This is a genomic window from Marisediminitalea sp., assembly GCF_984433645.1.
This window is the reverse complement of record NZ_CFIDRX010000042.1, coordinates 1-26,730: the sequence shown is the minus strand read 5'-3', so window position 1 is coordinate 26,730 and position 26,730 is coordinate 1. Positions and strand designations below refer to the sequence as shown.

Genomic DNA, 26,730 nt, shown 5'->3' with positions numbered 1-26,730 from the left:
ACGGTGGCCTGGTTCGCAGTAAAAACGTGCTGTCGGTCCTTATGCAGTGTTTTGCTATTGCATGTGGTGCGTCACTCATTTGGCTGATTGCCGGTTACAGCCTGGCGTTTACCGAGGGCAATAGCTTTATTGGTGATCTGTCGAAGGTGTTCCTTGATGGCGTGACTAAAGAGAGCCTGTCGGGGACTATCCCTGAGCCACTGTTTTTTATGTTCCAACTGACCTTTGCCGTTATTACCCCAGCATTAATGGTGGGCGGCTTTGCTGAACGCATGAAGTTCTCGTCTGTGTTGATTTTTGCCCTGGTTTGGCTTGTGCTTGTTTATTTACCTGTATGTCACTGGGTGTGGGGCGGCGGCTGGCTAGCCGAAATGGGCCTGTTAGACTTTGCTGGTGGTACGGTTGTGCATATTACAGCTGGTGTGGGCGCCTTGGTCGCAGCGCTGGTGATTGGTAACCGCAATGGTTACGGCAGTGCGTCACTTATTCCACACAACCTTACGATGACGGTCGGTGGCGCGGGTATGCTATGGGTTGGCTGGTTTGGCTTTAATGGCGGCAGTGCTGTGGCAGCAAATGGTGATGCGTCTATGGCTATGCTGGTAACACACATCAGTGCGGCAGCGGGTTCTCTTGCCTGGATGACGCTGGAATGGTTGAAATACGGCAAACCTTCGGTACTGGGTATTGTAACGGGTATGGTTGCGGGCTTGGGTACCATTACCCCTGCCTCAGGTTTTGTTAGCCCGGCAGCTGGCCTGGTCATTGGTTTATCTGCTGGTGTGATTTGCTTCTACTGTACCGTTCTCATTAAACAGAAGTGGAAAATCGACGACTCGCTGGACGTATTCCCGGTGCACGGTGTCGGCGGTATTTTAGGTACATTGCTGGCAGGCGTATTCTGTTCACCTGATTTGGGGCTGTTCAGCGGCTACGGCTTCGGTGGTGACAATGCCAGTATTGGTGATCAGGTAACGGTGCAAATCATCGGTATCGTTAGCGTATTTGTTTACACTGCGGTGGTCTCCTGGATTCTGCTTAAAGTGGTCTCTGTGTTAACCAAAGGCCTGCGTGTAGACACGGAAACTGAGCATCAGGGTCTGGATATTTCTAGCCACGATGAGCGTGGTTACAACTTGTAATTCAGTACAGGTTGAAGAGATAAAACAATGCACCGCTAGCCGGTGCATTGTTGTTTTAGAAGGGAGCTACTTGTTTTATGTGCTGAAGGCGCTCTAATCGTTAGCCGTACAACTGCTCTGCGCGATTAAACAATACCCATGAAGTCAGAATATATTTGTCGCTAGAGACCGGGATTTGGCCCCTGTGGGTGTGGGTGAAATACGCGGGAGCAATGACCATGCGGCCGGCTTTGGGCTGAATGGACGCATCCTGGTAGTAAAAATCCGTGCTACCGCCTTCTTCCACGTCATTCAGATAAAACATGAACAGTAGAATACGGTGCAGCGCTTCATTGTGCTGGGCCTGCGGATACACTTCTGAATGCCAGTAAGGGTAACCGCCATTGCCTTTTTCATAGCGCTGGGCATTGATGTCACCCATTCGGAAAAGGTGCTGAATGAGCATGGGTAATTGTGGCAGGCCGAGGGTTTCAAAATTCTCTGCCGTGAGCTTAACCGGCTGGCCGGTAGTCGGGTCAGGAAGGGTTAAACCCAATGGGCCGACTATCGCAAAATAATACTTTTTCAGGTAATTAAAAATCCCGTTGCTGCAGGCTTCAAATACGGCCTGGTGATGGGCTTTGAATTCCGGGTTTTGTGAGAATGACACATCCATTGAGCGCTTTTTGTCGGTATCGACACCACCGCCGGTGCGTCCTGGTGCCACTTTCTGACTGGTATCAAAGGTATCGATAATGTCCCTGCACAACTGTACAGGTAGGGCGTTATCAATCACTTCAATGAATGTTGTCATACTACTTACTCATGATCTTCCGGCAGCAGGTGTTCACTTAGCGCGGCTCGAATGTTGTCGGGGATTGCTGCTGTTTTCTGTGTCTCATAATTGTAGTGCACCATGGTGGTAGTGCCAGAATTACAGCGCTTACCGCTCTGCCATGCTTCCTGATAGGCCTCAAAAGAGCTGTTGCCGATACGCTTCACCCAGGTTTTGATTGTAACCGGCTCACCATAGAAAATTTGCGCATGAAAATCGACCTGATAGCTGGCCAGTATTAACGGCCAGCTGTCCAGCGCCAGGGTAGGGGTAAACATTTCGAATAATGGGGTGCGGGCTTCTTCAAACCACACCACCATTACAGTATTGCCCACGTGACCTGCGCCATCGGTTTCACTGAAGCGCACATTGGTTGTCATTTCAAACATACTACACCTGCTTTAACAGCGGTTTTAAGAAACGGCCGGTGTGCGATACCGCACTTTCTGCGATGTCTTCCGGGGTGCCTTCGGCAATGATTTGTCCACCACCAGAACCGCCTTCAGGGCCGAGATCCACTAAGTAATCCGCGGTCTTGATGACGTCTAGGTTATGCTCAATGACCACCACGGTATTGCCGTGATCGCGCAGGCGGTGCAGCATGGCCAGCAACTGTTTGATGTCGTGGAAGTGCAGGCCAGTGGTTGGCTCGTCCAGAATATACAGAGTTTGGCCGGTATCGCGCTTAGACAGTTCTTTGGCCAGCTTCACGCGCTGTGCTTCACCACCTGATAACGTGGTGGCGGCCTGACCCAAGCGGATATACGACAAACCGACATCCATGAGTGTTTGCAGTTTACGAGCAATAGCGGGAATCGGGTCGAAGAACTCGCGGGCGTCTTCAACGGTCATTTCCAGCACTTCGTGGATGTTTTTGTCTTTGTATTTTATTTCCAGTGTTTCGCGGTTGTAGCGCTTGCCTTTACACACGTCACACGGCACGTACACGTCGGGCAGGAAGTGCATTTCGACTTTGATTACGCCGTCACCCTGGCAGGCTTCACAGCGTCCGCCTTTGACGTTGAAACTAAAGCGCCCTGGCTTGTAACCGCGTGAGCGGGCTTCCTGAGTGCCGGCAAACATTTCACGAATAGGCGTGAAAATGCCGGCATACGTGGCCGGGTTTGAGCGCGGGGTACGACCAATCGGGCTCTGATCGATATCGACCACTTTGTCGAGCTTATCCAGGCCGGTCATTGACTTGTAAGGCGCGGGTTCGCTGGTAGTCGCATTGTTCAGTTCACGGTGCGCAATGCGGTAAAAGGTGTCGTTGATCAGGGTAGATTTACCCGAACCAGACACACCCGTAATACAGGTCATCACCCCCACCGGGATACGCAAATTTACGTTTTTCAGGTTGTTGCCAGTGGCGCCTTTTAATTCCAGCCACTGATCGTCTTTGGCTTTATTACGTTCAGCAGGTACTTCAATTTTTTCGCGTCCGGACAGGTACTTTCCGGTTAACGAGTCTTCGTTACTGAGGATGTCATCCAGACTACCCTGCGCAATGATCTGACCGCCGTGAACACCGGCGCCCGGACCTATATCAATAATGTAATCGGCTTCTTTGATGGCGTCTTCGTCGTGTTCTACCACCAGTACCGTGTTACCCAGGTCGCGCAAATGGGTAAGGGTTTTTAACAGGCGTTCGTTATCACGCTGGTGCAATCCAATTGAGGGTTCGTCGAGTACATACATCACCCCAACAAGACCCGCACCAATCTGACTTGCCAGACGAATTCGCTGGGCTTCTCCACCAGAGAGGGTGTCGGCACTGCGGGACAGGGTCAGGTAGTTCAGACCGACGTTGACCAGGAAGCGCAAACGGTCGAGGATTTCTTTTAATATTTTGTCGGCGATTTGGGCGCGTTGCCCCGACAAATTCAAATGCTCGAAAAAGTCATAAGCGCCGGCAATCGACATTTCAGCAATGGCCGGCAAGTTGGTGTCTTCAATAAACACGTGGCGGGCTTCGGTACGCAAGCGGGTGCCGCCACAGCTATTACAGGGTTGCTGGCTTAAAAACTTAGAGAGTTCTTCGCGTACGGTATTCGATTCGGTTTCCCGGTAGCGGCGCTCCATGTTTGGAATGATGCCCTCGAACGGATGCTTGCGCTCCATGATGTCGCCGCGATCGTTGATATAGCGGAAACTAATGGATTTGCCTTTAGAGCCATAAAGTACGATGTTCCTGTGCTCGTCAGACAACTCACCCAATGGTACGGTAAGGCTGAAACCATAATGGTCGGCAACCGCCTGAAGCATCTGGAAATAATAGTAGCTGCGCTTGTCCCAACCACGGATTGCACCACCAGACAGGCTCAGTTCGTCATTGGTGACCACTTTAAACGGGTCGAAGAACTGACGTGTGCCCAGGCCATCACAGGTACCGCATGCACCAGCCGGGTTGTTGAACGAGAACAAACGCGGTTCAAGCTCACTGATGCTGTAACCACAATGCGGGCAGGCGAAGTTAGCGGAGAAGATAATCTCAGGTGTATCTGGTTCGTCCATATACGCTACTTTGGCGTTACCGGCAGACAGCGCCAGCGCTGTTTCGAAACTTTCTGCCAGACGTAATTGCAGGTCGTCACGCACTTTGAAGCGGTCGATAACGACTTCGATAGTGTGCTTTTTGTGCAAATCCAGTTCAGGTGGATCCGACAGGTCACACACGTCACCGTCAATACGCGCCCGTATATAGCCCTGGGCAGCTAAAGACTGCAGGGTTTTAACGTGTTCACCCTTCCGGTTTTGCACTACTGGCGCCAGCAGCATCAGCTTAGTGCCTTCTGGTAGCTCCAGCACACGGTCGACCATTTGAGAAATGGTTTGTGCATCCAGTGCCACGTCGTGATCCGGGCAGCGAGGTGTACCAACACGGGCAAACATCAAACGCAGATAGTCGTATATCTCGGTAATCGTACCCACGGTTGAGCGCGGGTTGTGCGAAGTGGATTTTTGCTCAATGGATATAGCGGGCGACAAGCCTTCGATGTGATCAACATCGGGCTTTTCCATCATCGACAAAAATTGGCGGGCGTAAGCCGACAGTGATTCAACGTAACGACGCTGACCTTCAGCATACAGCGTATCAAACGCCAGGGAAGATTTTCCTGAGCCTGACAGTCCGGTGATCACCACCAGTTTGTCACGGGGAATAGTGATATCGATGTTTTTCAGATTGTGGGTGCGGGCACCGCGAACTTCTATGTTATCCATTCGAACCTGATTGCGAGACAAAAGAAACAGTATGCCATAGTCGGCGACCTCTTGAATATGCCACTTTGCCGAAATCAGATCAGTCTGTGTACACAAAGGCCGGGTGGTAGGTACACAGCAGCAAAATGTGCTACACTGCGCGCCCCTTTTAACCGAGCAACAGAGAATCTACTGCCTTGAATGCCTTAGAAGTCCGGGCCGCTTGTACACTAGCGCTGGTTTACGTATTGCGTATGTTAGGGTTGTTTATGGTCATGCCTGTGCTGGCCGTTGCCGCAACGCAGTTCCCTGATTATTCACCCATGATGGTAGGCATTGCCATTGGTGGGTACGGGCTTACCCAGGCCGCGTTGCAAATTCCCATGGGGATGATGTCTGATCGCTGGGGACGCAAGCCTGTAATATTGCTCGGTCTTACGGTATTTGCCCTTGGCAGTATTGTTGCTGCGATGGCCGACACCATGGCCTGGATGATTGCCGGGCGCGTGCTTCAAGGCGCAGGCGCGATTGCCGGGGCTATCATGGCCTTAGCAACTGACGTGGCTCGCGAACAACAACGCGCCAAAGTCATGGCCATTATTGGCATTGCTATCGGATTCTCTTTCTACATAGCGGTATTAATCGGCCCTATCATTGCCGACAGCTGGGGTATTGCTGGCATCTTCTGGGTAACCGGCGTTCTGGCTTTGGCCTGCCTGCCTTTAGTGAAATGGGCCGTACCAAACAGCCCCCAGCGGGTAAGCGCTGAAACCCTGCCGCGTGGCGATCAGGTTTGGGCCTTGTTTACCTCATCCCAGTTATGGCGACTGAATGTCAGCGTCATGCTGCTGCATATGATGATCACCCTGTTGTTTGTGCAAATTCCGCTGTCGCTGGTATCGCTTGGAATGGCGCTGGATAGCCACTGGTCATTGTATTTACCTGTGTTGTTGGTGTCAGTGGTGCTGTTGGCTGGCATGATGCGCAGTAGCCGCGGCAAGGCGCCGAAACGCATGCTAATGTCTGCCATTGTAATGCTGCTTATCGCGTTTGCTATGCTGGGAAGTGGAATGCTTAACTGGTGGCTAGTGGTTACAGCCATGGTGGTGTTCTTTACTGGCTTTAACTATTTAGAGGCAAATTTACCTGCGTTAGTGTCTAGCATTGCACCGGCGGGTCAGAAGGGCACTGCCATGGGCATTTATGCCAGCTTCCAGTTCTTTGGTGCTTTTCTGGGAGGTGTAGTTTCTGGCTCAATTGCAACTGCTTATGGTGCTCAGGGCGCCTACATCAGCGGTATCATCGTGGCCGTTTTGTGGGGGCTCATTATGATGGGGCTTCGCACAACCGATAAGTTCAAACGGGTTACGTTATCGCTGGATAAAGCCATTCAACCTACTTCCGAGCAGGTAAATTCGTTGGAAGAACAGGCGGGCGTTATTGAATGCGCAGTCGATGCGCAACAGGGCCTGCTTTTCTTAAAAGTCGATAGTGACTTTAAAGAACTTGAGGCCCGCGCGCTTATTAAACAATGGGGTTAATGTAGCGTCAGCCGTTCGCAGCTGGCACCACGTAAAAGACGCCTACTTCCACATTTACCACCTCCACTTCGGTGCCGGCATCAATGGGTTGCGTGCTTTTTACCGTCCATTGAATACCTGAATAAGCATGAGTGGTTGTCGACGCCGGACCGATGGCTTCTGTAATAACAAACCGAACACCGTTGAAGTCGCTGGTAACCGGTTTCTTTTCTACCTGTTTCTGCATTTGTTGTAGTGGGCGGTATAACACTGCAGCAGACAGCGCTGTGATGATACCGACACAGATCATGGCATTAAGATAAGTTGCTGGCACAATATCCAGATAAAACAGCCCTGATGTGATCAGTGCAGCAATGCCCACAAACAGCAGTACAAACGTAGCGAAGCCCAATACGGCAATCTCGATAGCCAGCAGCAATAACCCTATTACTGCCAGCGTGGATGCCAGGTTGTCTGATAACCAGTCCATACCCGTTACTCTTTGTTCATTTTATTGATGATAGCCATGGCTTGAGTGACTAAGCTGGCCGCCTCGGTTGAACCATCGGGTAACAACACAATAGACGATTCCCGGGCAATCGCCTGTTTAGCCTCAATGGCTTTAGTCGCCAAATCCAGCTGAATGGCTTTTTGGCCTTCTTCGGTATCGGCGGCTTCACCGACTTTGCGTAGTGCTTCCGCTTGTGCCTCGGCGACGGCAAGAATGGCCTGGGCTTCACCCTCGGCTTTTAATACCTGCTCCGCTTTGTCGGCTTCCGCGGCCAGTACCACAGACTGTTTGGCACCCTCTGCGCGGTTAATGGCAGCCTGACGATCACCTTCTGATTCCAGAATTTGCGCCCGTTTTACCCGCTCTGCTTTCATCTGGGCTTCCATGGCTTCCATTACAGAATTGGGTGGCACAATGTCCTTAATTTCATAGCGAAGTACCTGAATACCCCAAGGACCACTGGCTTCGTTAATTGAGGTTACTATATTAGTATTTAACTGGTCGCGCTCTTCAAAGGTTTTATCCAGTTCCATTTTACCCAGCTCTGAACGCATGGTGGTCTGCGCCAGTTGGGTAACAGCAAAAACATAGTCGTCTACGCCATAAGTGGCCTTGTACGGGTCGAGTACGCGAAAGTACAGTACGCCGTCTACATGCAGCGAAATGTTGTCTTTGGTTATGGCGCTCTGCTCAGGCACGTCCACGGCCTGTTCTTTCAATGAGCGATCGGCGGCAACGCGGTCGATAAACGGAAAGATAAAGTTTAAACCCGCTTCTTTGGTTGATTGGTATTTACCGAATCGTTCAATCACGTAGGCGCGGTTTTGCGGTACGAATTTGATGGAGATTTTCAGTAAAATCACCACCAAAACCAGTACGAATAACTGGGGAGTAACAATATAATCGAGTAATACTTCCATGCTCAACATCCTCTTGTTTTCTTAACCCTGGAACAGGGCAGGCAGTTGAAGCATATACGATATTGATTGCTTTAAACAATCTCTACTGTACGAAATAAGCGTTTGAAAGTGGAAGGAGTGACCAACGGCACGAACTGCCTATTCCTCGTCTTTTACCTGCAGCAAATCCCACTTGTTGCCATACAGGTCTTCGAAAATAGCAACGGTGCCGTATTCCTCATCGCGCGGGGTTTCTATGAAGTTCACGCCTTTGCTTTGCATGCTTTTGTAATCCCGCCAGAAATCATTGGTTTGCAGTACGAACAAAACCTGATCGCCTGCCTGTTTACCCACTACCATTTCGTCCAGTTTCGATTGCGCCAGATTTAACATGATACCGGCATTTGAGAGGCCGGGAGGGTGAAGCAACACCCAGCGAATGCCGTTGTCGTGGGCCTCGTTGGCCAGCAAGTCAAAATTCAGCTTTTCAGTGAAGAACGCAATGGCTTCATCGTAATCATGCACCAGTATGCCTACGGCATTAATGCTTTGAATTCTCTCGCCCATGCTATGGTCTCCCTGAAATATGAAGAAGTGTTGGCTAACGTTTTGACTAACATAGCGAATTAGCACAGCGGGTGAAAGTAGCCAATGGCGGAATTATGCATAATTGGTAGTAATTTACCGGGTTTTGTCACTTAGCGGTTGTGTTTAACACACAGTTCACATTATTATTTGTACTATAATAGTAATTAAAGGTGAGTGACGCATGTCTACAATTCAACGCTCTGCCAATGCCATCCGCATGTTGGCAGTAGATGCAATTCAAAAAGCAAAATCCGGCCACCCTGGCGCGCCAATGGGAATGGCTGACATTGCCACTGTCTTATGGCAACAGTTTTATCAGCACAACCCGGGGAACCCAAAATGGGCAAACCGCGACCGTTTTGTGTTGTCGAATGGGCATGCCTCTATGCTGCAGTATGCGTTGCTACATTTAAGTGGTTACGACTTGCCTGTTGAAGAGCTTAAACAGTTCCGCCAGCTACATTCTAAAACGCCGGGTCACCCTGAATATGGTTATACCGAAGGCGTTGAAACCACTACGGGTCCGTTAGGAGCGGGTATTGCGAATGCTGTGGGTATGGCAATTGCAGAGAAAACCCTGGCGGGACAGTTCAACCGCGAAGGTTTCCCGCTAGTTGATCACTACACGTATTGCTTCCTGGGCGACGGCTGCCTGATGGAAGGTATCTCCCACGAAGCCTGTTCACTGGCCGGTACGTTGGGCCTGGGTAAGTTGGTTGCCTTCTGGGATGACAACGGTATCTCTATCGACGGTCACGTTGAAGGCTGGTTTACCGACAACACGCCAGCGCGCTTTGAAGCCTACGGCTGGCACGTGATCAAAGACATCGATGGTCACGACGAAGCAGCATTGAAGGCGGCGATGGAAGTGGCACAGTCGGTAACAGATAAACCCACACTGATTTGCTGTAAAACCCTGATTGGTTTTGGTTCACCGAATAAGTCGGGTAGCCATGACTGTCACGGTTCGCCGTTAGGTGACGACGAAGTCGCTGAAGTGCGCAAGCAACTGGACTGGCCTTATGCGCCGTTTGAAGTACCAGAAGACGTGTATGCTCAGTGGGATGCAAACGAGAAAGGTGCTGAAGCGGAAGCGCAGTGGAACAAGCTGTTTGAGGAATACGCCGCTGCTTATCCTGATTTAGCCAAATCTTTCAAGCGCCGCGTTATTGAGCAAGCTTTGCCTGCGGACTTTAACGAGAAAGCAGACGCTTTTGTGCGCCAGTGTCAGGCAGATATGCAGGATATGGCCACTCGTAAAGCGTCGCAAAATGCGATTGGATTCTTTGCTAATCAATTGCCAGAAATCATTGGTGGTTCTGCGGATCTGGCTGGCTCAAACTTAACACTGTGGCCACAAGCCAAAGGCCTGCAGGACGATGCAGCCGGTAACTACATATTCTATGGTGTGCGTGAATTCGGCATGAGTGCGATCATGAACGGCATTGCATTGCACGGTGGATTTATCCCATTCGGCGCGACCTTCCTGATGTTTATGGAATACGCGCGCAACGCGGTACGTATGGCTGCGTTGATGAAAGCAAAATCTATCTTTGTGTACACCCACGACTCCATCGGTCAGGGTGAAGACGGTCCAACGCACCAGCCTATCGAGCAACTGGCTAACTTACGCTTAACGCCGAACCTGACTACCTGGCGTCCGTGTGACACGGTGGAAGCCGCAGAGGCCTGGCGTCAGGCGCTCGTGAAGCAGGATGGCCCAAGCGCGTTAGTCTTTACCCGTCAGGGTACCAAGACCCAGGCGCGTAGCGAAAGCCAACTGGCTGACGTTGCAAAAGGCGGTTATGTATTAAAAGACTGCGCAGGCAAAGCTGACATTGTGTTGATTGCAACGGGTTCTGAAGTGTCTCTGGCAGTCGATGCCGCAACGGCACTGGGTGAGCAAGGTGTGGGTGCACGAGTTGTCTCCATGCCAAGTACTGAGCAATTTGATGCGCAGTCAGCAGAGTATAAGCAAAGCGTATTGCCTGCGGGTACGGTTAAACTGGCTGTTGAAGCCGCGCATACCGACTTCTGGTACAAATACGTCGGCCTGGACGGTGATGTCGTTGGCATGCAAACCTTTGGTGAGTCTGCACCAGGTGGTGAATTGCTGAAACACTTCGGCTTTACGGTAGACAACGTGGTGGCTAAGGCTAAAGCGTTGCTCGGCTAAATCACGCCAACGAGTTTAAAAGCCTGCACAATGTGCAGGCTTTTTTGTCTCTGACATTGCAACATACAGGCTGCACGTTTCAGGTAACAGGCTATGAGTCTCATTATCCGCAGGGTTGAATACCTCTGTCAGGGCAAGGTACAACAGCATGCAGACCTTTATCAGCAGGCTAACGTGTTTACTAAATATAAAGAGTGACATCATGGTGTGAAGCTCCTCGTAGGCTTAACCAGGCACATCATGACGTGGCAAAAGTGAAATGAAGGTAAAACTTTCGAACTGACGTTAAAAAGCCCCGGTGTGGTAACTACCACACCGGGTCTTTGTCATTGAGCTTTGTAGTGTAAAACGCTGACGTTACGCAAGGTCAGCCAGCATGGCTTCCAGGGTTACCTGGTCTTTAGCGAACTGGCGAATACCTTCTGCCAGTTTGTCGTTCGCCATTTGCTCTTCGTTCATATCCCAGCGGAACGCCTGCTCGGTTAATGCAGCAGGGGCGGGCTTAGGCGAATCAACCGGGTTCAGTTTACGCTCTAGTGTGCCTTCTGTATTGGCCAGTTCATCCAGCAGTCCTGGGCTGATAGTTAAGCGATCACAACCCGCCAGTTCCTGAATTTCACTGATGTTGCGGAAGCTCGCGCCCATTACGATGGTGTCATAACCGTGAGTCTTGAAGTAGCCGTAAATACGGCTAACCGATTTTACACCCGGATCGTTGGCACCGGTAAAGTCCTCATTTGGCTGGTTGGCTTTGTACCAGTCCAGGATTCGGCCAACGAAAGGTGAGATCAGGAATGCGCCTGCTTCGGCACTGGCGCGAGCCTGGGCAAATGAAAACACCAGCGTAACGTTGGTTTTGATGCCCTGAGACTCAAGAATGCGCGCAGCCTGAATACCTTCCCAGGTGGCGGCGATTTTGATCAGTACGCGACTGGTATCGATGCCTTGGTCACGGTAAAGCGCCAGCAGGTGATTGGCCTTTTCTACAGTCGCCATAGTGTCAAAAGACAAACGGGCATCGACTTCGGTAGACACATACCCAGGTACCTGTTCCATTAATTTACTACCGATTAACACAGCCAGCTTGTCGGCAGCTGCGCCGGCAACATCTGTCACATTGTCCTGGGCTGCAGCCCATTGCACCGCTTCAGCTGCTAAAGGGCGATACTTTTCGATTTGTACTGCTTTTAAGAGCAGTGAAGGATTCGTTGTTGCGTCTTGTGGCTGATAGCGTTTGATGGCTTCAAAGTCACCGGTGTCAGCCACTACAGTCGTCATGGCCTTTAATTGATCGAGTTGGGTCGTCATAGCATTTTCCATTCAACGGTTAAAACAGACTGGCGCGGTATCACAGCTTTCCACTGGCAACATGAGCGCCAGCTATTGCATTAAGTGATGAAAAACTAGCCACCACACCATTAATATTAATTTTATATTACCTTTACATTTGCGTATTATTGATATTATCATACAATTAAATTTGGTGGCTAATTTTGTTAGCAGTTCGTGGAATAGAATTATTATGTCTCGTTATACATTAGGGCTCGATTATGGCTCTGATTCGGTCAGGGCACTTTTGGTTGATGTCACAACCGGTGCAGAGCTGGCCAGCCATATGGTCAATTATCCGCGCTGGGCGGAAGGTCGCTATTGCGTACCCGCCCGCGACCAATACCGTCAGCATCCTCTGGACTATATCGATAGTCTGGTAGAAGTGGTCAATGCGCTGTGGGAAAAAGTGCCCGCTGGTACAGCTGAAAATGTGGTGGGAATGAGCTTCGACACAACCGGCTCTACACCAGTTGCAGTGAATGCGGAAGGCGTGCCTTTAGCACTGACTGACGCGTTTGCAGAAAATCCGAATGCTATGTTTGTACTTTGGAAAGATCATACCGCGGTAAAAGAAGCCAGCGAGATCACCAAAGCAGCCAACGAAAACGATGTGAACTACCTGTCTTATATGGGCGGTATCTATTCGTCTGAATGGTACTGGGCGAAGGCACTACACATTTTCCGCAACGATCCGGAAGTGAAAGCGGCTACTTACAGCTGGGTAGAACACTGTGACTGGATGACTGCACTTATGTGTGGCACCACTCACCCATCGCAAATGCAAATGGGGCGATGTGCTACTGGCCATAAATTAATGTGGAACGAAGCCTGGGACGGTTTCCCGCCAAACAGTTTCTTTGCCGGAATCGACCCGCTACTGGACGGTGTGGTGGATACCCTGAATCCAAACACACAGCCGAGTGATAAAGCAGCCGGTAATCTCACTCAGGAATGGGCCGACAAATTAGGCCTGCCTGTCGGTATCGTTGTCGGTTTTGGTGCGTTTGACTGTCACATGGGCGCGGTTGCGGCCAATGTACGAGAAGGCGTGCTGACTAAAGTAATGGGTACCTCCACCTGTGACATTACCGTCACAACGCCACAAACCCTGGGTGACACCTGTGTGAAAGGAATCTGCGGCCAAGTCGATGGTTCGGTTATCCCGGGCATGATTGGCCTGGAAGCTGGTCAATCAGCCTTCGGCGATCTTTATGCGTGGTTTAAGAATCTGGTGTTATGGCCAACCCAAAATCTGCTGCACGAGCTGATGGAAACCGGCGCCAGTGAATTAGCCGATAAAATCGAAGCCATTACCTTGCAGCGTTTATCCAACGAAGCAGCACTCATTCCTGCCAGTGCACACGACATTACGGCGTTGGACTGGGTGAACGGACGTCGTACGCCCGACGCTGATCAAACGGTATCCATGGCGATCACCGGCATCAAAATGGGAGCCGATGCGCCAAAATTATTCAAAGCACTGGTTGAAGCCACTGCCTTTGGAGCGCGCGCAATTACCGAGCGCTTCCGTTCAGAGGGCGTGCCCATTGAATCTGTGGTGGTTATCGGTGGAATCTCGAAAAAATCCGACTACGTCATGCAGACCTGTGCCGATGTATGGAACTGCCCCATCGACGTATTAGAAAGTGAACAGAGTTGTGCCTTAGGCGCCGCTATCATGGCTGCTGTGGCTGCTGGCGAATACCCAACTGTCGCCGACGCTCAGGCCGTGATGGCGTCGCCTGTCTGCAAACAGTACCTGCCTAATCCTGAAAATGTAGGTGTGTACGACGAACTCTATCAAAAATACCAAACCCTTGGTGCCTATGTCAGCGGAGGCCAGCCATGAGTTATACCGAACTAAAACGCGAAGTGTATGAAGCCAATATGGAGCTTCAACACCGCAACCTGGTGATTTATACCTTTGGTAACGTGTCGCAGGTCGACCGCGCCAAAGGTGTGGTTGCGATCAAGCCAAGTGGCGTATCGTACGACCAGATGAAGCCCGAAGACATTGTGATTGTTGATATGGAAAACAACATTGTCGAAGGCACTATGCGTCCGTCATCAGACACCAAAACGCATACGCACTTGTACCGTGCGTTTGACAACATTGGTGGCGTGACTCATACGCACTCAACCTACGCCACGGCATGGGCACAGGCCAAGCAGAGCATCCCGTGTTTAGGTACCACCCACGCAGATTATGTGCATGGTGACATTACCTGTACACGCGAGTTAACCGATGAGCAGGTCAACGGTGACTACGAAGAAGAAACTGGCGTGCAAATTACCGATGCGTATACCGACCGCGATCCGCTTTCCGCCCCCATGGTGATTGTAGCCGGTCACGCGCCCTTTACCTGGGGTAAAGACGCAGCACAGTCTGTGTATCACGCTGCATTGCTCGAAGAAATTGCCCGTATGGCTTATTTAACCCGCACTCTGAGTCCGAATGCGGCGCCACTAAATCAGGCCATCCTGGATAAACACTATTTACGCAAGCACGGCAAAAACGCTTATTACGGTCAGGAATAAGCTGCCGTCAGGCACCTTTATCTATAGAGGACAGAATTATGACTACAGTACAAAAAGAAGTTTGGTTTATCACCGGTTCACAGCACCTATACGGCCCTCGTGTACTGGAAGAAGTTGCGAACAACAGTCAGGCGCTGGCTGCTGGCCTGAATGAAAGCATTCAGCCGGTTAACGTGGTTTACAAAGACACCGTTAAAACCCCATCTGAAATTCACCAGGTTTGTCAGGCTGCCAACAGCGCACCGAACTGTATTGGTGTGATTTTATGGATGCACACCTTCTCGCCTGCGAAAATGTGGATTGCCGGCCTGAACGAGCTGAAAAAGCCATGGTTGCACCTGCATACCCAGTTTAATGCTGGTCTGCCTTGGAGCAGCATCGACATGAACTACATGAACACGCACCAGAGTGCTCACGGTGACCGCGAATTCGGTTTCATCGGCACGCGTATGCGCAAAGAGCGTAAAGTGGTTGTTGGTCACTGGCAGGATCCGAAAACCGTTAAACAAATCGACGGCTGGTGTCGTGCGGCATTAGGCTGGGCAGAAAGCCAGTCTATGAAAGTGGTGCGCTTTGGTGACAACATGCGTCACGTTGCGGTAACCGAGGGCGACAAGGTTGCAGCACAAATTACCTTTGGCTACGAAGTCCATGCGCATGGCCTGCAAGAGCTTGCCGACGTAGTAGAAAGTATCAGCGATGGCGATGTAGCTGCGCAGCTGGATGCGTACTATCAGGAATATGACGTAAGCAAAGAACTGCTGACCGACGATTATCAGCGTGACCGCCTAATGAAAGAAGCGCGTCTGGAACTGGGCATGGAGAAGTTCTTCGTTGACGGTGGCTTTGGTGCATTCACCAACTGTTTTGAAAACCTGGCGGGCTTAACCGGCTTACCTGGTCTGGCAACACAGCGTCTGATGGCGAAAGGCTACGGCTACGGCGGTGAGGGTGACTGGAAAACAGCGGCCATGGTTCGCATCATGAAAGTCATGGCAAACGGCCTGGAAGGCGGTTGCTCGTTCATGGAAGACTACACCTACAACTTTACCGGCGGCACTGACCAGGTATTGGGTGCGCACATGCTGGAAGTGTGTCCGTCGATTGCCGGTAAGAAGCCTCGTCTGGAATTACACCGCCACACCATTGGTGTGAAGTGCGATGTACCTCGTCTGTTGTTCGCGGCCAAAGCGGGCCCGTCTATCAACGTATCGCCAATCGATATGGGTAACCGCTTCCGCATTCTGGTTAATGAACTGGATACGGTTGACCAACCTGAAACGACACCTAACTTGCCAGTAGCATCTGCACTGTGGGAGCCTAAGCCTAGCCTGGAAGTGGCTGGTGCGGCTTGGATTTATGCTGGTGGTGCTCACCACTCTGCTTACAGCCAGGCCATTACCGCAAGCATGATCGAAGATTATGCTGATATGGCGGGTGTAGAAACGGTGGTTATCGACAGTGACACTAATCTGCGTACCTTTAAGTCTGAGCTGCGTTACAACGCCGCTTACTATCAGCTTAAGCAAGGTATTTAATCGACCTGTTGGTACACCTGTACGGTGAGCTGACATGATAATATTACGATTCATTGTAGTATGAATAAGACCGGTGCACTCAGCACCGGTCATTGTCTCTTGAACCGTAACTAAGGAGTTTTCATGGTCGATTTATCTGCCTACCAGGGCATTGTTTTCGATATGGATGGCACGCTGGTCGATTCTATGCCGTCGCACATGGTGGCCTGGGAGCGCGCATGTAACGCGTTTGGCTATCCGTTTGATGCAGACTATATGAACTCCCTGGGTGGAGTACCCACGCAACAAACTGTCGTAATACTGAACGAAAAATTCGGCATGGATCACGATCCAAAGGCTGTGGCAAAGTTCAAGCGCGAGGCATGGGAAACCATGGATCTTGAGCCTGTACTGATCCCGTCCACTATGGCGGTGTTTGAGCATTATCGTCCAACCCTGTCGATTGGAATCGGGACCGGCGCAGAGCGACCTCACGCCGAACACCTGCTGACAAAACACGGGCTGTTGGCGCGAATTGATTCGCTGGTTACCGCCTCCGATGTAACACACGGAAAACCGCATCCTGAAACGTTTTTGACGGTTGCCGAACAAATGGGTGTAGCACCACAACATTGTGTTGTGTTTGAAGACACCGAGATTGGCTACCAGGCCGCCAGAGATGCGGGAATGGATTGTATTATGGTGAAACAGGGCGAAATTCAGCGCTAACCTCAGGATTAACGCAGACGTGTTTCCCGTTCCAACAGCGGAACACGTCTGTCACTTAGCTGAATCATTACTTGCATTCCCTGTTATAATTGTAATATAAAAGTATAAAAATAATTATGGGAATGTTAACCATGTCTACGCTTTCGCTTACTTCAATACGTCCTGCACAACTATTTACTGCCTCCGGCAGCCGCACTAAGTGGCTACTGGCGGGTGTATTGTCACTTACCTTTGGCTGCAGCAGCCAGGTGATGGCACAAAAAGGACAAACAATGACAATGACTCCCTCTGCAACAATCAGTGCTTATGGTGTGCTAAGCGACGCAACACCGGTTAAGCAAGTCACGCTTAAAAACAGCAATAACATCGAAATCGATGTCATCAGTTATGGTGGCATTATCACCCGCATGTCGGTACCGGACGCTAAGGGTCAGTCGGGTAATATCGTGTACGGTTTCGATTCACTGTCAGATTATGAAACCAAAAACCCGTACTTTGGTGCATTGATTGGCCGTTATGGTAACCGCATTAAAGACGCTAAATTCTCGTTGTTTGGTACCGAGTATCAGTTGGCGACGAATGACGGCGACAATCACCTTCACGGCGGCGTACAGGGTTTCGACAAGAAAGTCTGGAGCATGGAGCCGTTTGCAACGAAAGCCAGCGCTGGCGTGAAATTGACGCTGGTAAGCCCGGACGGCGACCAGGGTTACCCTGGCGAGTTGACCACAGTCGTCACTTACACGCTGACTGACGACAACACGCTGGACATGCAGTTTATTGCTACGACTGACGCGCCAACCATTGTTAATCTGACCCAGCATACGTATTTCAACCTTGCTGGCAAAGGCGACATTCTGGATCACAAATTAACCATTAACAGTGAAGCAATTACCCCGGTTGACAGTGGTTTGATCCCTACCGGTGAACTCATGCCTGTTGCAGGGACCGCATTTGATTTCACGTCAGCCAAAGCCATTGGTAAAGACATCGGCGATAGCCATAAGCAGTTAGCGTTAGGTAAAGGTTATGACCACAACTATGTGCTGAAAGACCAGCCTGACAATACCCTGATTGAAGCTGCTTCGGTATACGATCCAGCATCAGGCCGCGTACTGCGAGTTCTGACTGAAGAGCCTGCCGTGCAGTTTTACTCTGGTAACTTCCTGGACGGCAGTACCAGCGGCATGGGCCAGCAACACATCTTCCGCGGGGCGTTCTGTCTCGAACCTCAGCACTACCCGGATTCGCCGAATCAACCGGCGTTCCCTAGTACAACCTTGTTACCGGGCGACGTGTACTCAACGCGTATTGTGTACGCATTCGACACTAAGTAAACCGGGCTGATTCAAATGTGGCAACGTACTGTTAAGCTGATACTGGCGGTGTTACTCACCGTCGGTACAACGGGGTCGGTTTGGGCTAAGGCTATCGTCAGTCTGCATAGCCCCAATCACGAGCTGAGTGTGCAGGTTTCCCTGAACAGCAAAGCAACACTGGTCTATCAGGTGAAGCGCAGAGGTGACGCTGTGATCCAGCCCTCTGCACTCGGTCTTACCCTGGCAAACAGTTCGTTTGCGGATAACCTGACGCTGAAAAATGTCAGTGAAGTCAGCGCCATCGCTTCGGCTTATTCATTGGTTCATGGTAAGCAGCGAAATATTGAATATCAGGCCAATGAAGTTCTGGTCAGCGTGGAAAACACGCGCGGCGACATGCTGTCTGTGCGCTTCCGACTTAGCAACGATGGTCTGGCGTTTCGCTATGAGTTGATGGGTAAATCGACCGATACTCGGGTTGTCATCAGCGAACAAACCAGTGTGGGTATGTTTGCTGACACTGAGGGTTGGTTGCAGCCCAAGGCGGCGGCGCAGTCAGGTTGGATGAATACCAATCCATCCTATGAAGAAGAATATCAGCACGGCGTTGTGGGTAAGTTAACGCCGCAATTCGACAATGGATGGGTCTATCCAGCGTTGTTCAAATACAAGGATACGTTTCTTGTTGTCAGTGAAGCTGGCATAACTGAAGGCTATGCCGCTTCCAACCTGCTAAGCAATGACGAAGGTGTCTTCACACTGACGTTCCCGCACCCGGCTGAAACCGTAACAAACGGCCAGCTTTTACCCGAACACACATTGCCCTTTACGTCGCCGTGGCGACTGTTGTTAGTGGGTGAACTGGACACCATTGCGGCCTCTACGCTGGGTACTGATGTCGCTAACGCATCTGCACTTAGCGAAACTGACTTTGTTGAACCGGGCCTTGCAGCCTGGAGCTGGGGATTGTTGAAAGACGAGTCTGTGAATACCGCAACGCAAACTGCGTTCATTGACTACGCTGCCGACATGCACTGGCCTTATGTGCTGGTGGACGTAAACTGGGATCGGAATATCGGCTATGACGGCATTGCCAAGCTAGCTAAATACGCCGGGTCTAAAAACGTACGTTTGTGGCTGTGGTACAACTCTTCAGGGCACTGGAACCAGACTGTTTATAGCCCCAAAGGGCAATTGCTTACTCAAGCTGACCGCCGCAAAGAGTTTGCTCGTCTCCAGGCAATGGGGATTGCCGGTGTAAAAATCGACTTCTTCCCCGGTGACGGCGCGTCGGTATGGGAATACTTCAAAGCCATACTGCAGGATGCAGCCGACTTTGAACTGATGGTGAACTTCCACGGGGTAACATTGCCGCGGGGGCTACAACGTGAATACCCAAATTTAATGACGGCAGAAGGCATAAAAGGTCAGGAAATGATTACGTTCTTCCAGGACTTTGCTGACCGTCAGGCTTATCACGCCACTTTACTGCCCTTTACCCGCAACTTATTTGATCCGATGGACTTTACGCCTACGGTGTTAGGGGATATCCCCAATATCGAGCGCAAAACCTCGAATGCGTTTGAACTGGCTGAAACCGTGTTGTTTTACTCTGGTGTGCAGCACGTTGTAACCACGCCTGAGCAAATGCAAAACGTAGAGCCTCACGTAAAACAGTTTCTGCAAACCGTACCTGCGAGCTGGGACGAGACTCAACTGATTGCAGCCAGTCCCGGCGAATACGTTGTATTGGCGCGTAAATCACAGTGCCGCTGGTTTATTGCCGGGATTAATGCGCAAGCCACACCACAACAGATTGTGATCCCGTCAGACAGCTATGCATTAGCCGGCGCAACTTTATTAACCAAGGGCGACGGCACACGTCAGACCCGGATTCAAACCTTGCCAGCAGGCGATCTTCAATTAACGTTATCTACAAACGATGGGTTTGTGTTGACCACACAAAGAGAGAGTACCAATGATTGTAAAGTCGATTAAACGGCTGACTACCGCAGCGTTATTACTGGCTGCGTTAGGCGGATGTAGCAGCACCGCACCGGAGGCAGAAACAGCCGCTAAGCAACCAGATAATGTCGCTACGGAAGCATCAGGGATCTTTACTAATCCGTTATTTCCGAATGGCGCCGATCCGTGGCTGGAATACTGGGACGGGAACTACTACCTCACCACAACCACCTGGACATCACAGCTGGTCATGCGTAAATCGCCTACGTTGGCCGGTCTGGCAGACGCCACACCGGTGAATGTATGGTCGTCAACTGACCCGGAGCGTTGTTGTAACTTTTGGGCGTTTGAATTTCACCGTTTAAAAGGCCCGAACGGATTCCGCTGGTACATGATGTATACCGCAGGTCAGGATGGCACGTTGGACCATCAGCACCTGAATGTGCTGGAAAGTGTTGGTGACGACCCAATGGGCCCGTATCAGTACAAGGGCGCGTTAATGCCTGATGTGTGGAATATCGACGGTAATTATTTAGAACACAACGGCAAACTTTATGTGATTTACTCGCAGTGGCGTGGTGATACCCAGCTCAATATTATTGCCGAGATGGAAAATCCGTGGTCGTTAAAGGCTGATCAACCTCACACCGTTCTGACAACACCTGAACTGGATTGGGAAATCAGCGGCCGCAAAGTGACAGAAGGGGCCGAAATCCTTCAGCGAAACGGCCGTACATTCATGACTTATTCTGCCAGTTTCTGCAATACGCCGGATTACAAACTGGGCTTGTTGGAGCTGGTGGGCGATGACCCCATGAACCGCGATCACTGGACTAAGTACCCAGAGCCCGTATTCAGCCGCACAGAAACTGTATTTGGCCCGGGTCACAATGGTTTCTTTACGTCGCCGGATGGCAAAGAAGACTGGTTGGTGTATCACGGCAATGACTCAGTTGAGCATGGCTGCAGCGCCACCCGTTCTTTGCGTGCACAGAAATTTACCTGGAACGAAGACGGCACGCCGCAATTTGGTGAGCCTCTGACACCGGGTGTTGAAGTGGCCCCTCCGGGTGGCGAAAACGGCCCTCTGGTGACACGAGTGCAAGGTCAGCGTTATCAGCTAGTCAATGCGACCAGCGAATTGTGCCTGGATATCTCCTCTGATCCGCAGGACAACCGCGCTGTGCAACGCCAGTGTGCCGGTACCAACGGACAGTGGGTGCTTGACTCCACCACTGACGGTTTTGTGCGGTTAGCAAATCGCGAAGACAGTAAGTTTCTTGAAGTAGCTGCGTGCAGTACCGCCGACAATGCACGCGTGCAGTCTGCGGCATGGCGAAACAATTACTGTCAGCAATGGCAGGTCGCGCCTGGTATTGATGGCAACGTGACTATTACCAATCGCTATTCTGGCAAGCCCTTAGCCGTTGCGGGATGTTCAGCATCCGCTAATCAGGCGGTATTACAGCAAAATACCGATAGCGCCTGTAATCAATGGCAGCTGCGCCCGGTAGGTGAAGTTGCACTCATGAGTCAGCAGAGCGGCAAAGCCATTACCGCTGATGAAGATAATGTCGTGCAACGCGCGTTCAACTACCTGGATGAGCAGACCTGGGTGTTCCAACCGACTGATACCGGATATCTGCGCTTAAAAGTAGATGCGGACAGTGCGCAATGCCTGGGTGTGGTGAATAATCAGGTCGTGCCAGGTGCCAATGTTGATATGGTGAACTGCGACAATAAAACCGCACAGTGGCGTTTAGCACCGGTTGAGGGCGGCGGTATGATGCTGTTTAACCGTTATACCCGTTTGCCGCTGGGACTAACCGACTGCGGTTTAGCTGAGCAAACCAACATTGCTCAGCAGCCTGATTTGGCTACCCGTTGTCAGGTGTTCCATTTGCGCGAACCTAAATAACGCTTGAGCAGGATGTCCGGCAATGGCTGGACATCGTCTAAGTTGTTCCGGGGGCGGCACCGAGTAGGGCGGTGTTGCCCCTTCTTTTTTCTGGTCGGTGTTGTCGGTATCACAGTGGGCAAGTGCTAAATTAATTGATAGGCTGATACTCAAAACTTCAAGTAGCCTCTATACTTATAGTATAGCGTTCATTTTCGGCGGAATTACTTTGGCAAGGACAAGCATGCCCAATCGCATTTATCTTTCTCTTTTTCTAGGCCTCTTACTTGTAGTGGTGTCTGGCTGCGTCATTAACGTAACCCCGCAAAACCTGATATATCAGTCTCCCAATGTCGAAAAGCTCGACCTGACACATTTTCAGGGTAAAGCGTTTAAAGACGGTATCTCGGTGGCGGTAAAGCCGGTCACAGTTACCGGTGTGCGAGGAAACCAGATCCGCGGTGTACAGGCTCTGTATCACGGTGCGAAAGCCAATATAGTATTGTTCGGCGGCAACGCATCAACCATCAATAAATCTGCCAGTAAGCTGCACCGTTTAGGCAGTATTCCCGCTAATATTATCTGGTTTGATTACCCGGGCGCTGGGATTAGCGACAAGCCTAAAGACATGAACCCTGAATATATGCTGCAGGATGCCCTGGCCATTTATGACTTTGCTGTTGATAAGTTGCGTAACGACAAGCCCATGTTGGTACATGGGGTTGAGCTAGGCACAGCGGTTGCTACACATATTGCACTGCAACGCAAACCCGATGGTTTGGTACTGGAAGGGCCGGTAGTGAATTTAACTCAGTTGATTTACGACAACTCACCTGGTTGGACGGCCTGGCTTACTCGCTATAAGCTGTCTGACAGCCTGAAGTCGGTGGATAATGCCTACCAGGTAGGCAGTTACAAAGGCCCGTTACTATTAATTGTGGGTGAAAAAGATCGCAAAACACCACCTAAATACAGCGAGATCCTTTACCGGGTATCGCCCTCCGACAATAAAAACCTCGTTGTCGTGGAAGGGGCAGAGCATAATAACGTGCTGACCTCGCCTATTGCTGTAGAAGCCTATCAGGCATTCATCAAGAGTTTGTAAAAGCGTTATAAAGGGCAACAATAATTGCCCTTTACATTTCACCTTCTTTTCACTCCCGTACACTATCATAGCGTTTTTCAACACCGGGTTACTCAGACCCCAATATCGGGATATAACATGAATAAAAAAGGAATCTGTGCGTTTGCACTGAGTGTTGCTGCACTCGTGCCTAACGCGCATGCTGCTAACAATAATTGGTTCGTAGAAGGTGCTGCTTTTACCAGTGTGTATAACTACAACGAGAGCGATGCTCGCAAAGAATTGCCGGAGAGCGTGACCCAGTATCTCGGTGATCATGAGCTGACGGGCAGCGACAATGACCTGGTTAATTACCAACTGTCATTGGGTTATTACCTAACATCAGATACCAGTTTAAAACTCACATATGCGAGCGGCATTGAGTTGGGCTTTTTGGACGGATTAGATTGCTTATTTTGTTCACAGGATTCTGAACGCTATGATACCAACGCAGACCTGACTATCTTCACCGCAGAAGTGACACATCGGTTCTATCAAATCAGTAAGTCTTTTCACGTCTATGGCAAAGCAGGCGTCGCCTATTATTCAATCGACAGTACTACCAGACAACGGCAATCCTCAGAATGGACGCCAATAGGCAGTGAGACTACTAATAAATGGGGAGTCGTTGGTGGCCTGGGTATCGCATGGGATATCACTGAAAACCTTTCATTGAACACAAGTGCAAGCTTGCATCAGTTCATGGCAATGAAACAATACAGCATGACGGTTGAATATCGTTTTTAGCACTGGCTTGACGACTGTCTCAGAGAATTTTTGATTTGCAGAATGCTAACTTTTATTTGCAAGCTATAAATGCAGGGCTGAATTCGCCCTTTATTCACTGAATAAAGGGCTTTTATTTGCGTGATTTTGACGCATCTATTCTTTTGGAATAATCAATTCTAACCAATTCTTAACATTAGTTGAAATCAATAATAGTTCGCATTAACATTCTTTCCCGCGATCGCACTCAACAAAAATAAAAACCGCCTCGCAGCTAGGCTCCGGCCTTAAGAACGCACTCAAACAAATGGAGAATATGACTTGAAATTCCAACTATCTGCGATCACCGCAGCGTTGCTGTTTAGCAATGCCGCTGTGGCAAATACCCAGGACGATCCCGAACACATTGTAGTGGAAGGGCAGTACTTGTCGTTTAATCAATCGAACTCGGTAAAAACCCCTACGCCAATCATTGATGTTCCTCAGAGTTTGTCCATCATGACAGCAGACGAGATCATTGCTCGTGGTATCACCAGCATTGGTGAGATTATTGATTACACGCCGGGTGTGAATACCTCAATGGGTGAAGGTCACCGTGACTCAGTGGTATTCCGTGGTGTGCGTTCAACTGCTGACTTCTATATCGACGGTAACCGCGATGACGTGCAGTATTTCCGTTCGTTGTACAATGTTGAGCAGGTAGAGATTTTACGCGGCCCTAACGCGCTACTGTTTGGTCGTGGCGGTACTGGCGGTATCCTGAATCGCGTGTCAAAGAAGGCGCAACTGGATGACACCTTTACGGGTTACAAAGCGACGTTAAACACCTTTGGCGGTTACGGCGTGGAAGTGGATACAAACACTGATATCAGCAGCACGTCTGCGGTGCGCGTTAATGCAATGTATGAATCGCTTGAGAATCATCGAGATTTCTTCGACGGTGAGCGTATTGGCTTTAATCCTACAGCACGTTTTGAGTTAGCGACTGACACCGTACTGGATGTTTCTTACGAGTACATTAATCACGAGCGCTTTATCGATCGTGGTATTCCTACGGGTGACAACGGTAAGCCGGTTGAAGCCTTAAAAGACATCACCTTTGGTGATCCGGCTAATAACTATCACGAGCTGGAAGCGCACGTATTCCGCGCCAATGTGCAGCATCAGTTTGCTGACAATATTAAAGGTAACGTAAACGCGTTTTACGGCGACTACGACAAAGTTTATTCAAACTTCTACGCTAACGACTTTGATGCTGCCGCAAACACGGTTGAGCTTGACGGTTATATCGATAATACCCAACGTGACAATCTGATCCTGTCGGGCAACCTGATCGGTGAATTCCAGACCGGTGGTATTGGCCACACTGTAATAGCGGGTACCGAGTTTATTCAAACAAACTCAGATCAGAACCGCTTTAATCCCGTGTTCAGCACAACGGGAAATGACAAGGAAGTATTCACGCTGGCGCGTCCGTTAAATATTCGCAACATGGCTGGTATTAACGCAGACGGCACACCATTTACCGTGGCATTCAGCGCGTTGAATGATGATACCCGTGTGTCGTTGGATGTGTTCTCTTTCTTCTTGCAGGACGAAATTGAGTTATCTGAACACTTTGACCTGGTATTGGGTGCGCGTTTTGACAGCTTCGATATCGAAGTGTTCAATGCTAAAGCAGATGAAAACCTCAGTCGTAAAGACGACCAGGTTTCTCCGCGTGCAGGCTTGATCTATAAGCCTCAGGAAAACATCTCAGTTTATGCCAGTTACAGCGAGTCATTCCTGCCTCGCAGCGGTGAACAGTACACTGATATCAATGGCAGTAAGAGTCAGTTAGACCCGGACACCTACAGCAATCAGGAAATTGGCCTGAAGTGGGACTTTGCTCAAGGACTTAGCTTTACGGCTGCGGTGTTTGAAAACGAACAGAAGTCTCCCCAAGTCGCTGACGAAGATCCGGCAACACTGGACGTAATCAACTCTGAAATTTCCGGTTTTGAACTGCAGTTAAGTGGTGCGCTATCAGAAGACTGGCACGTATCAGTAAACTACAGCAACCTGGATGGCGAAATTGTTGAGCGTTCCGGACCAACCGGCAGAACGCCACGCGAATTACCAGAGAATACGTTCTCAGTATGGTCGACATACCAAATCAATGACCGATTCGGTATTGGCCTGGGCGCGACCTATCAGGACGAGAGCTTCATTAACAATAGCAACAGTGCTGTATTGCCAAGCTATACCCGTGTGGATGCATCGGCCTACTACGATATTTCCGATGATCTGCGCGTACAGCTAAACATTGAAAACCTGACCGATGAAGTGTATTTCCCGAATGCACACTCAACGCATCAGGCTACAGTGGCTGCGCCCATCAATGCCATGCTGACATTGGTTGGACGTCTGTAAACAACGTCTGAACCCAAGTTTTCGCAGGCCCGTCGGGCCTGCGTTTATTTCTCATCTCATCTTGTATCCCTCGTCTTAATTACTGCTATTCAGCGGTGACATCAGCTATACTCTCGTTTCCTTCATTGTTAAGTTCCTTGCATTGCACAACGCCATATTAGCCTTACGTCAGAAAGAACTGGCGGCATCAACAAAACCCTTCATTGCTCGTGGCGGTAAAGTTAAGCGCTGCGAGGGTTGTCTGTTGCCGGTTAAGGACTGCATGTGCGATGCAGTACCATCGCCAACGGCTAACAGCGCGTTTCTGTTTTTAATGTTTAA

The 26,730-nt window shown here is 50.2% G+C and carries 20 protein-coding genes; 13 read left to right on the top strand and 7 right to left on the bottom strand.

Going from position 1 to position 26,730, the window contains the following annotated elements:
• Nucleotides 1-1,142, top strand: a 1,142-nt coding sequence (locus tag AC4MRN_RS07785; RefSeq protein WP_491202947.1) for an ammonium transporter, incomplete at its 5' end; no start/stop codon positions are given.
• A 100-nt stretch (nucleotides 1,143-1,242) separates the two neighbouring features.
• Here AC4MRN_RS07785 and AC4MRN_RS07780 read toward each other — a convergent pair.
• Genes AC4MRN_RS07780 through uvrA form a run of 3 tightly spaced genes read right to left on the bottom strand, consistent with a single transcriptional unit; the run spans nucleotide 1,243 to nucleotide 5,178 of the window.
• Nucleotides 1,243-1,935: a 2OG-Fe(II) oxygenase gene (locus AC4MRN_RS07780; RefSeq protein WP_491202946.1), complete on the bottom strand. Its 693-nt coding sequence runs from the start codon at nucleotides 1,933-1,935 to the stop codon at nucleotides 1,243-1,245.
• A gap of 5 nt (nucleotides 1,936-1,940) precedes the next feature.
• Nucleotides 1,941-2,345 (bottom strand): acyl-CoA thioesterase, encoded by a 405-nt coding sequence (locus AC4MRN_RS07775; protein ID WP_073317266.1) that lies wholly within the window; start codon nucleotides 2,343-2,345, stop codon nucleotides 1,941-1,943.
• Between the two features lies 1 nt (nucleotide 2,346).
• A complete protein-coding gene (gene uvrA, locus AC4MRN_RS07770) occupies nucleotides 2,347-5,178 on the bottom strand; it encodes an excinuclease ABC subunit UvrA (RefSeq protein ID WP_073317263.1) in 2,832 nt (943 codons plus the stop codon).
• Between the two features lie 176 nt (nucleotides 5,179-5,354).
• Here uvrA and AC4MRN_RS07765 point away from each other — a divergent pair, with 176 nt between their 5' ends.
• The gene (locus tag AC4MRN_RS07765; protein ID WP_491202945.1) at nucleotides 5,355-6,698 is read left to right on the top strand and encodes an MFS transporter; all 1,344 of its coding nucleotides are present in this window, start codon (nucleotides 5,355-5,357) and stop codon (nucleotides 6,696-6,698) included.
• A gap of 7 nt (nucleotides 6,699-6,705) precedes the next feature.
• Here AC4MRN_RS07765 and AC4MRN_RS07760 read toward each other — a convergent pair whose 3' ends face one another.
• The 3 genes from AC4MRN_RS07760 to AC4MRN_RS07750 form a co-directional block, all read right to left on the bottom strand.
• Nucleotides 6,706-7,167 (bottom strand): NfeD family protein, encoded by a 462-nt coding sequence (locus AC4MRN_RS07760; protein WP_491202944.1) that lies wholly within the window; start codon nucleotides 7,165-7,167, stop codon nucleotides 6,706-6,708.
• Between the two features lie 5 nt (nucleotides 7,168-7,172).
• On the bottom strand, nucleotides 7,173-8,108 hold the full coding sequence (locus tag AC4MRN_RS07755; RefSeq protein WP_073317254.1) for an SPFH domain-containing protein: 936 nt from the start codon (nucleotides 8,106-8,108) through the stop codon (nucleotides 7,173-7,175).
• Between the two features lie 138 nt (nucleotides 8,109-8,246).
• The gene (locus AC4MRN_RS07750) at nucleotides 8,247-8,654 is read right to left on the bottom strand and encodes a VOC family protein (protein WP_370242572.1); all 408 of its coding nucleotides are present in this window, start codon (nucleotides 8,652-8,654) and stop codon (nucleotides 8,247-8,249) included.
• 202 nt (nucleotides 8,655-8,856) lie between these two features.
• Here AC4MRN_RS07750 and tkt point away from each other — a divergent pair, with 202 nt between their 5' ends.
• The gene (gene tkt / locus AC4MRN_RS07745; protein WP_491202943.1) at nucleotides 8,857-10,851 is read left to right on the top strand and encodes a transketolase; all 1,995 of its coding nucleotides are present in this window, start codon (nucleotides 8,857-8,859) and stop codon (nucleotides 10,849-10,851) included.
• Nucleotides 10,852-11,208: 357 nt separating this feature from the next.
• Here tkt and tal read toward each other — a convergent pair whose 3' ends face one another.
• Nucleotides 11,209-12,159: a transaldolase gene (gene tal / locus AC4MRN_RS07740; protein ID WP_491202942.1), complete on the bottom strand. Its 951-nt coding sequence runs from the start codon at nucleotides 12,157-12,159 to the stop codon at nucleotides 11,209-11,211.
• Between the two features lie 214 nt (nucleotides 12,160-12,373).
• Here tal and AC4MRN_RS07735 point away from each other — a divergent pair, with 214 nt between their 5' ends.
• The 10 genes from AC4MRN_RS07735 to AC4MRN_RS07690 all read left to right on the top strand — a co-directional run bounded on the left by AC4MRN_RS07735 (nucleotide 12,374) and on the right by AC4MRN_RS07690 (nucleotide 26,409).
• Complete coding sequence (locus AC4MRN_RS07735) at nucleotides 12,374-14,032, top strand: ribulokinase (RefSeq protein WP_491202941.1); 1,659 nt, start codon at nucleotides 12,374-12,376, stop codon at nucleotides 14,030-14,032.
• Nucleotides 14,029-14,721 carry an L-ribulose-5-phosphate 4-epimerase gene (locus AC4MRN_RS07730; RefSeq protein ID WP_073317236.1) on the top strand — a complete coding sequence of 231 codons (693 nt, stop codon included), beginning with the start codon at nucleotides 14,029-14,031 and terminating at the stop codon, nucleotides 14,719-14,721. The genes AC4MRN_RS07735 and AC4MRN_RS07730 overlap by 4 nt, the downstream gene beginning before the upstream one ends.
• Nucleotides 14,722-14,759: 38 nt before the next feature.
• Nucleotides 14,760-16,259 (top strand): L-arabinose isomerase, encoded by a 1,500-nt coding sequence (gene araA, locus AC4MRN_RS07725; RefSeq protein WP_073317233.1) that lies wholly within the window; start codon nucleotides 14,760-14,762, stop codon nucleotides 16,257-16,259.
• Nucleotides 16,260-16,382: 123 nt separating this feature from the next.
• Nucleotides 16,383-16,967: an HAD family hydrolase gene (locus tag AC4MRN_RS07720; protein WP_370242567.1), complete on the top strand. Its 585-nt coding sequence runs from the start codon at nucleotides 16,383-16,385 to the stop codon at nucleotides 16,965-16,967.
• 131 nt (nucleotides 16,968-17,098) lie between these two features.
• Nucleotides 17,099-18,304, top strand: coding sequence for an aldose epimerase family protein (locus tag AC4MRN_RS07715; protein WP_491202940.1), 1,206 nt, complete (start codon nucleotides 17,099-17,101; stop codon nucleotides 18,302-18,304).
• Nucleotides 18,305-18,319: 15 nt separating this feature from the next.
• The gene (locus AC4MRN_RS07710; RefSeq protein WP_491202939.1) at nucleotides 18,320-20,284 is read left to right on the top strand and encodes a glycoside hydrolase family 97 protein; all 1,965 of its coding nucleotides are present in this window, start codon (nucleotides 18,320-18,322) and stop codon (nucleotides 20,282-20,284) included.
• Nucleotides 20,265-22,169 carry a family 43 glycosylhydrolase gene (locus AC4MRN_RS07705; protein WP_491202938.1) on the top strand — a complete coding sequence of 635 codons (1,905 nt, stop codon included), beginning with the start codon at nucleotides 20,265-20,267 and terminating at the stop codon, nucleotides 22,167-22,169. Before AC4MRN_RS07710 ends, AC4MRN_RS07705 begins: the two co-directional genes overlap by 20 nt.
• Before the next feature lie 223 nt (nucleotides 22,170-22,392).
• The gene (locus AC4MRN_RS07700) at nucleotides 22,393-23,253 is read left to right on the top strand and encodes an alpha/beta hydrolase (RefSeq protein ID WP_370242563.1); all 861 of its coding nucleotides are present in this window, start codon (nucleotides 22,393-22,395) and stop codon (nucleotides 23,251-23,253) included.
• 117 nt (nucleotides 23,254-23,370) lie between these two features.
• On the top strand, nucleotides 23,371-24,018 hold the full coding sequence (locus AC4MRN_RS07695) for an outer membrane protein (protein WP_491202937.1): 648 nt from the start codon (nucleotides 23,371-23,373) through the stop codon (nucleotides 24,016-24,018).
• A gap of 300 nt (nucleotides 24,019-24,318) precedes the next feature.
• Nucleotides 24,319-26,409, top strand: a complete 2,091-nt coding sequence (locus AC4MRN_RS07690; RefSeq protein ID WP_491202936.1) for a TonB-dependent receptor — start codon at nucleotides 24,319-24,321, stop codon at nucleotides 26,407-26,409.
• Nucleotides 26,410-26,730 lie beyond the last annotated feature (321 nt).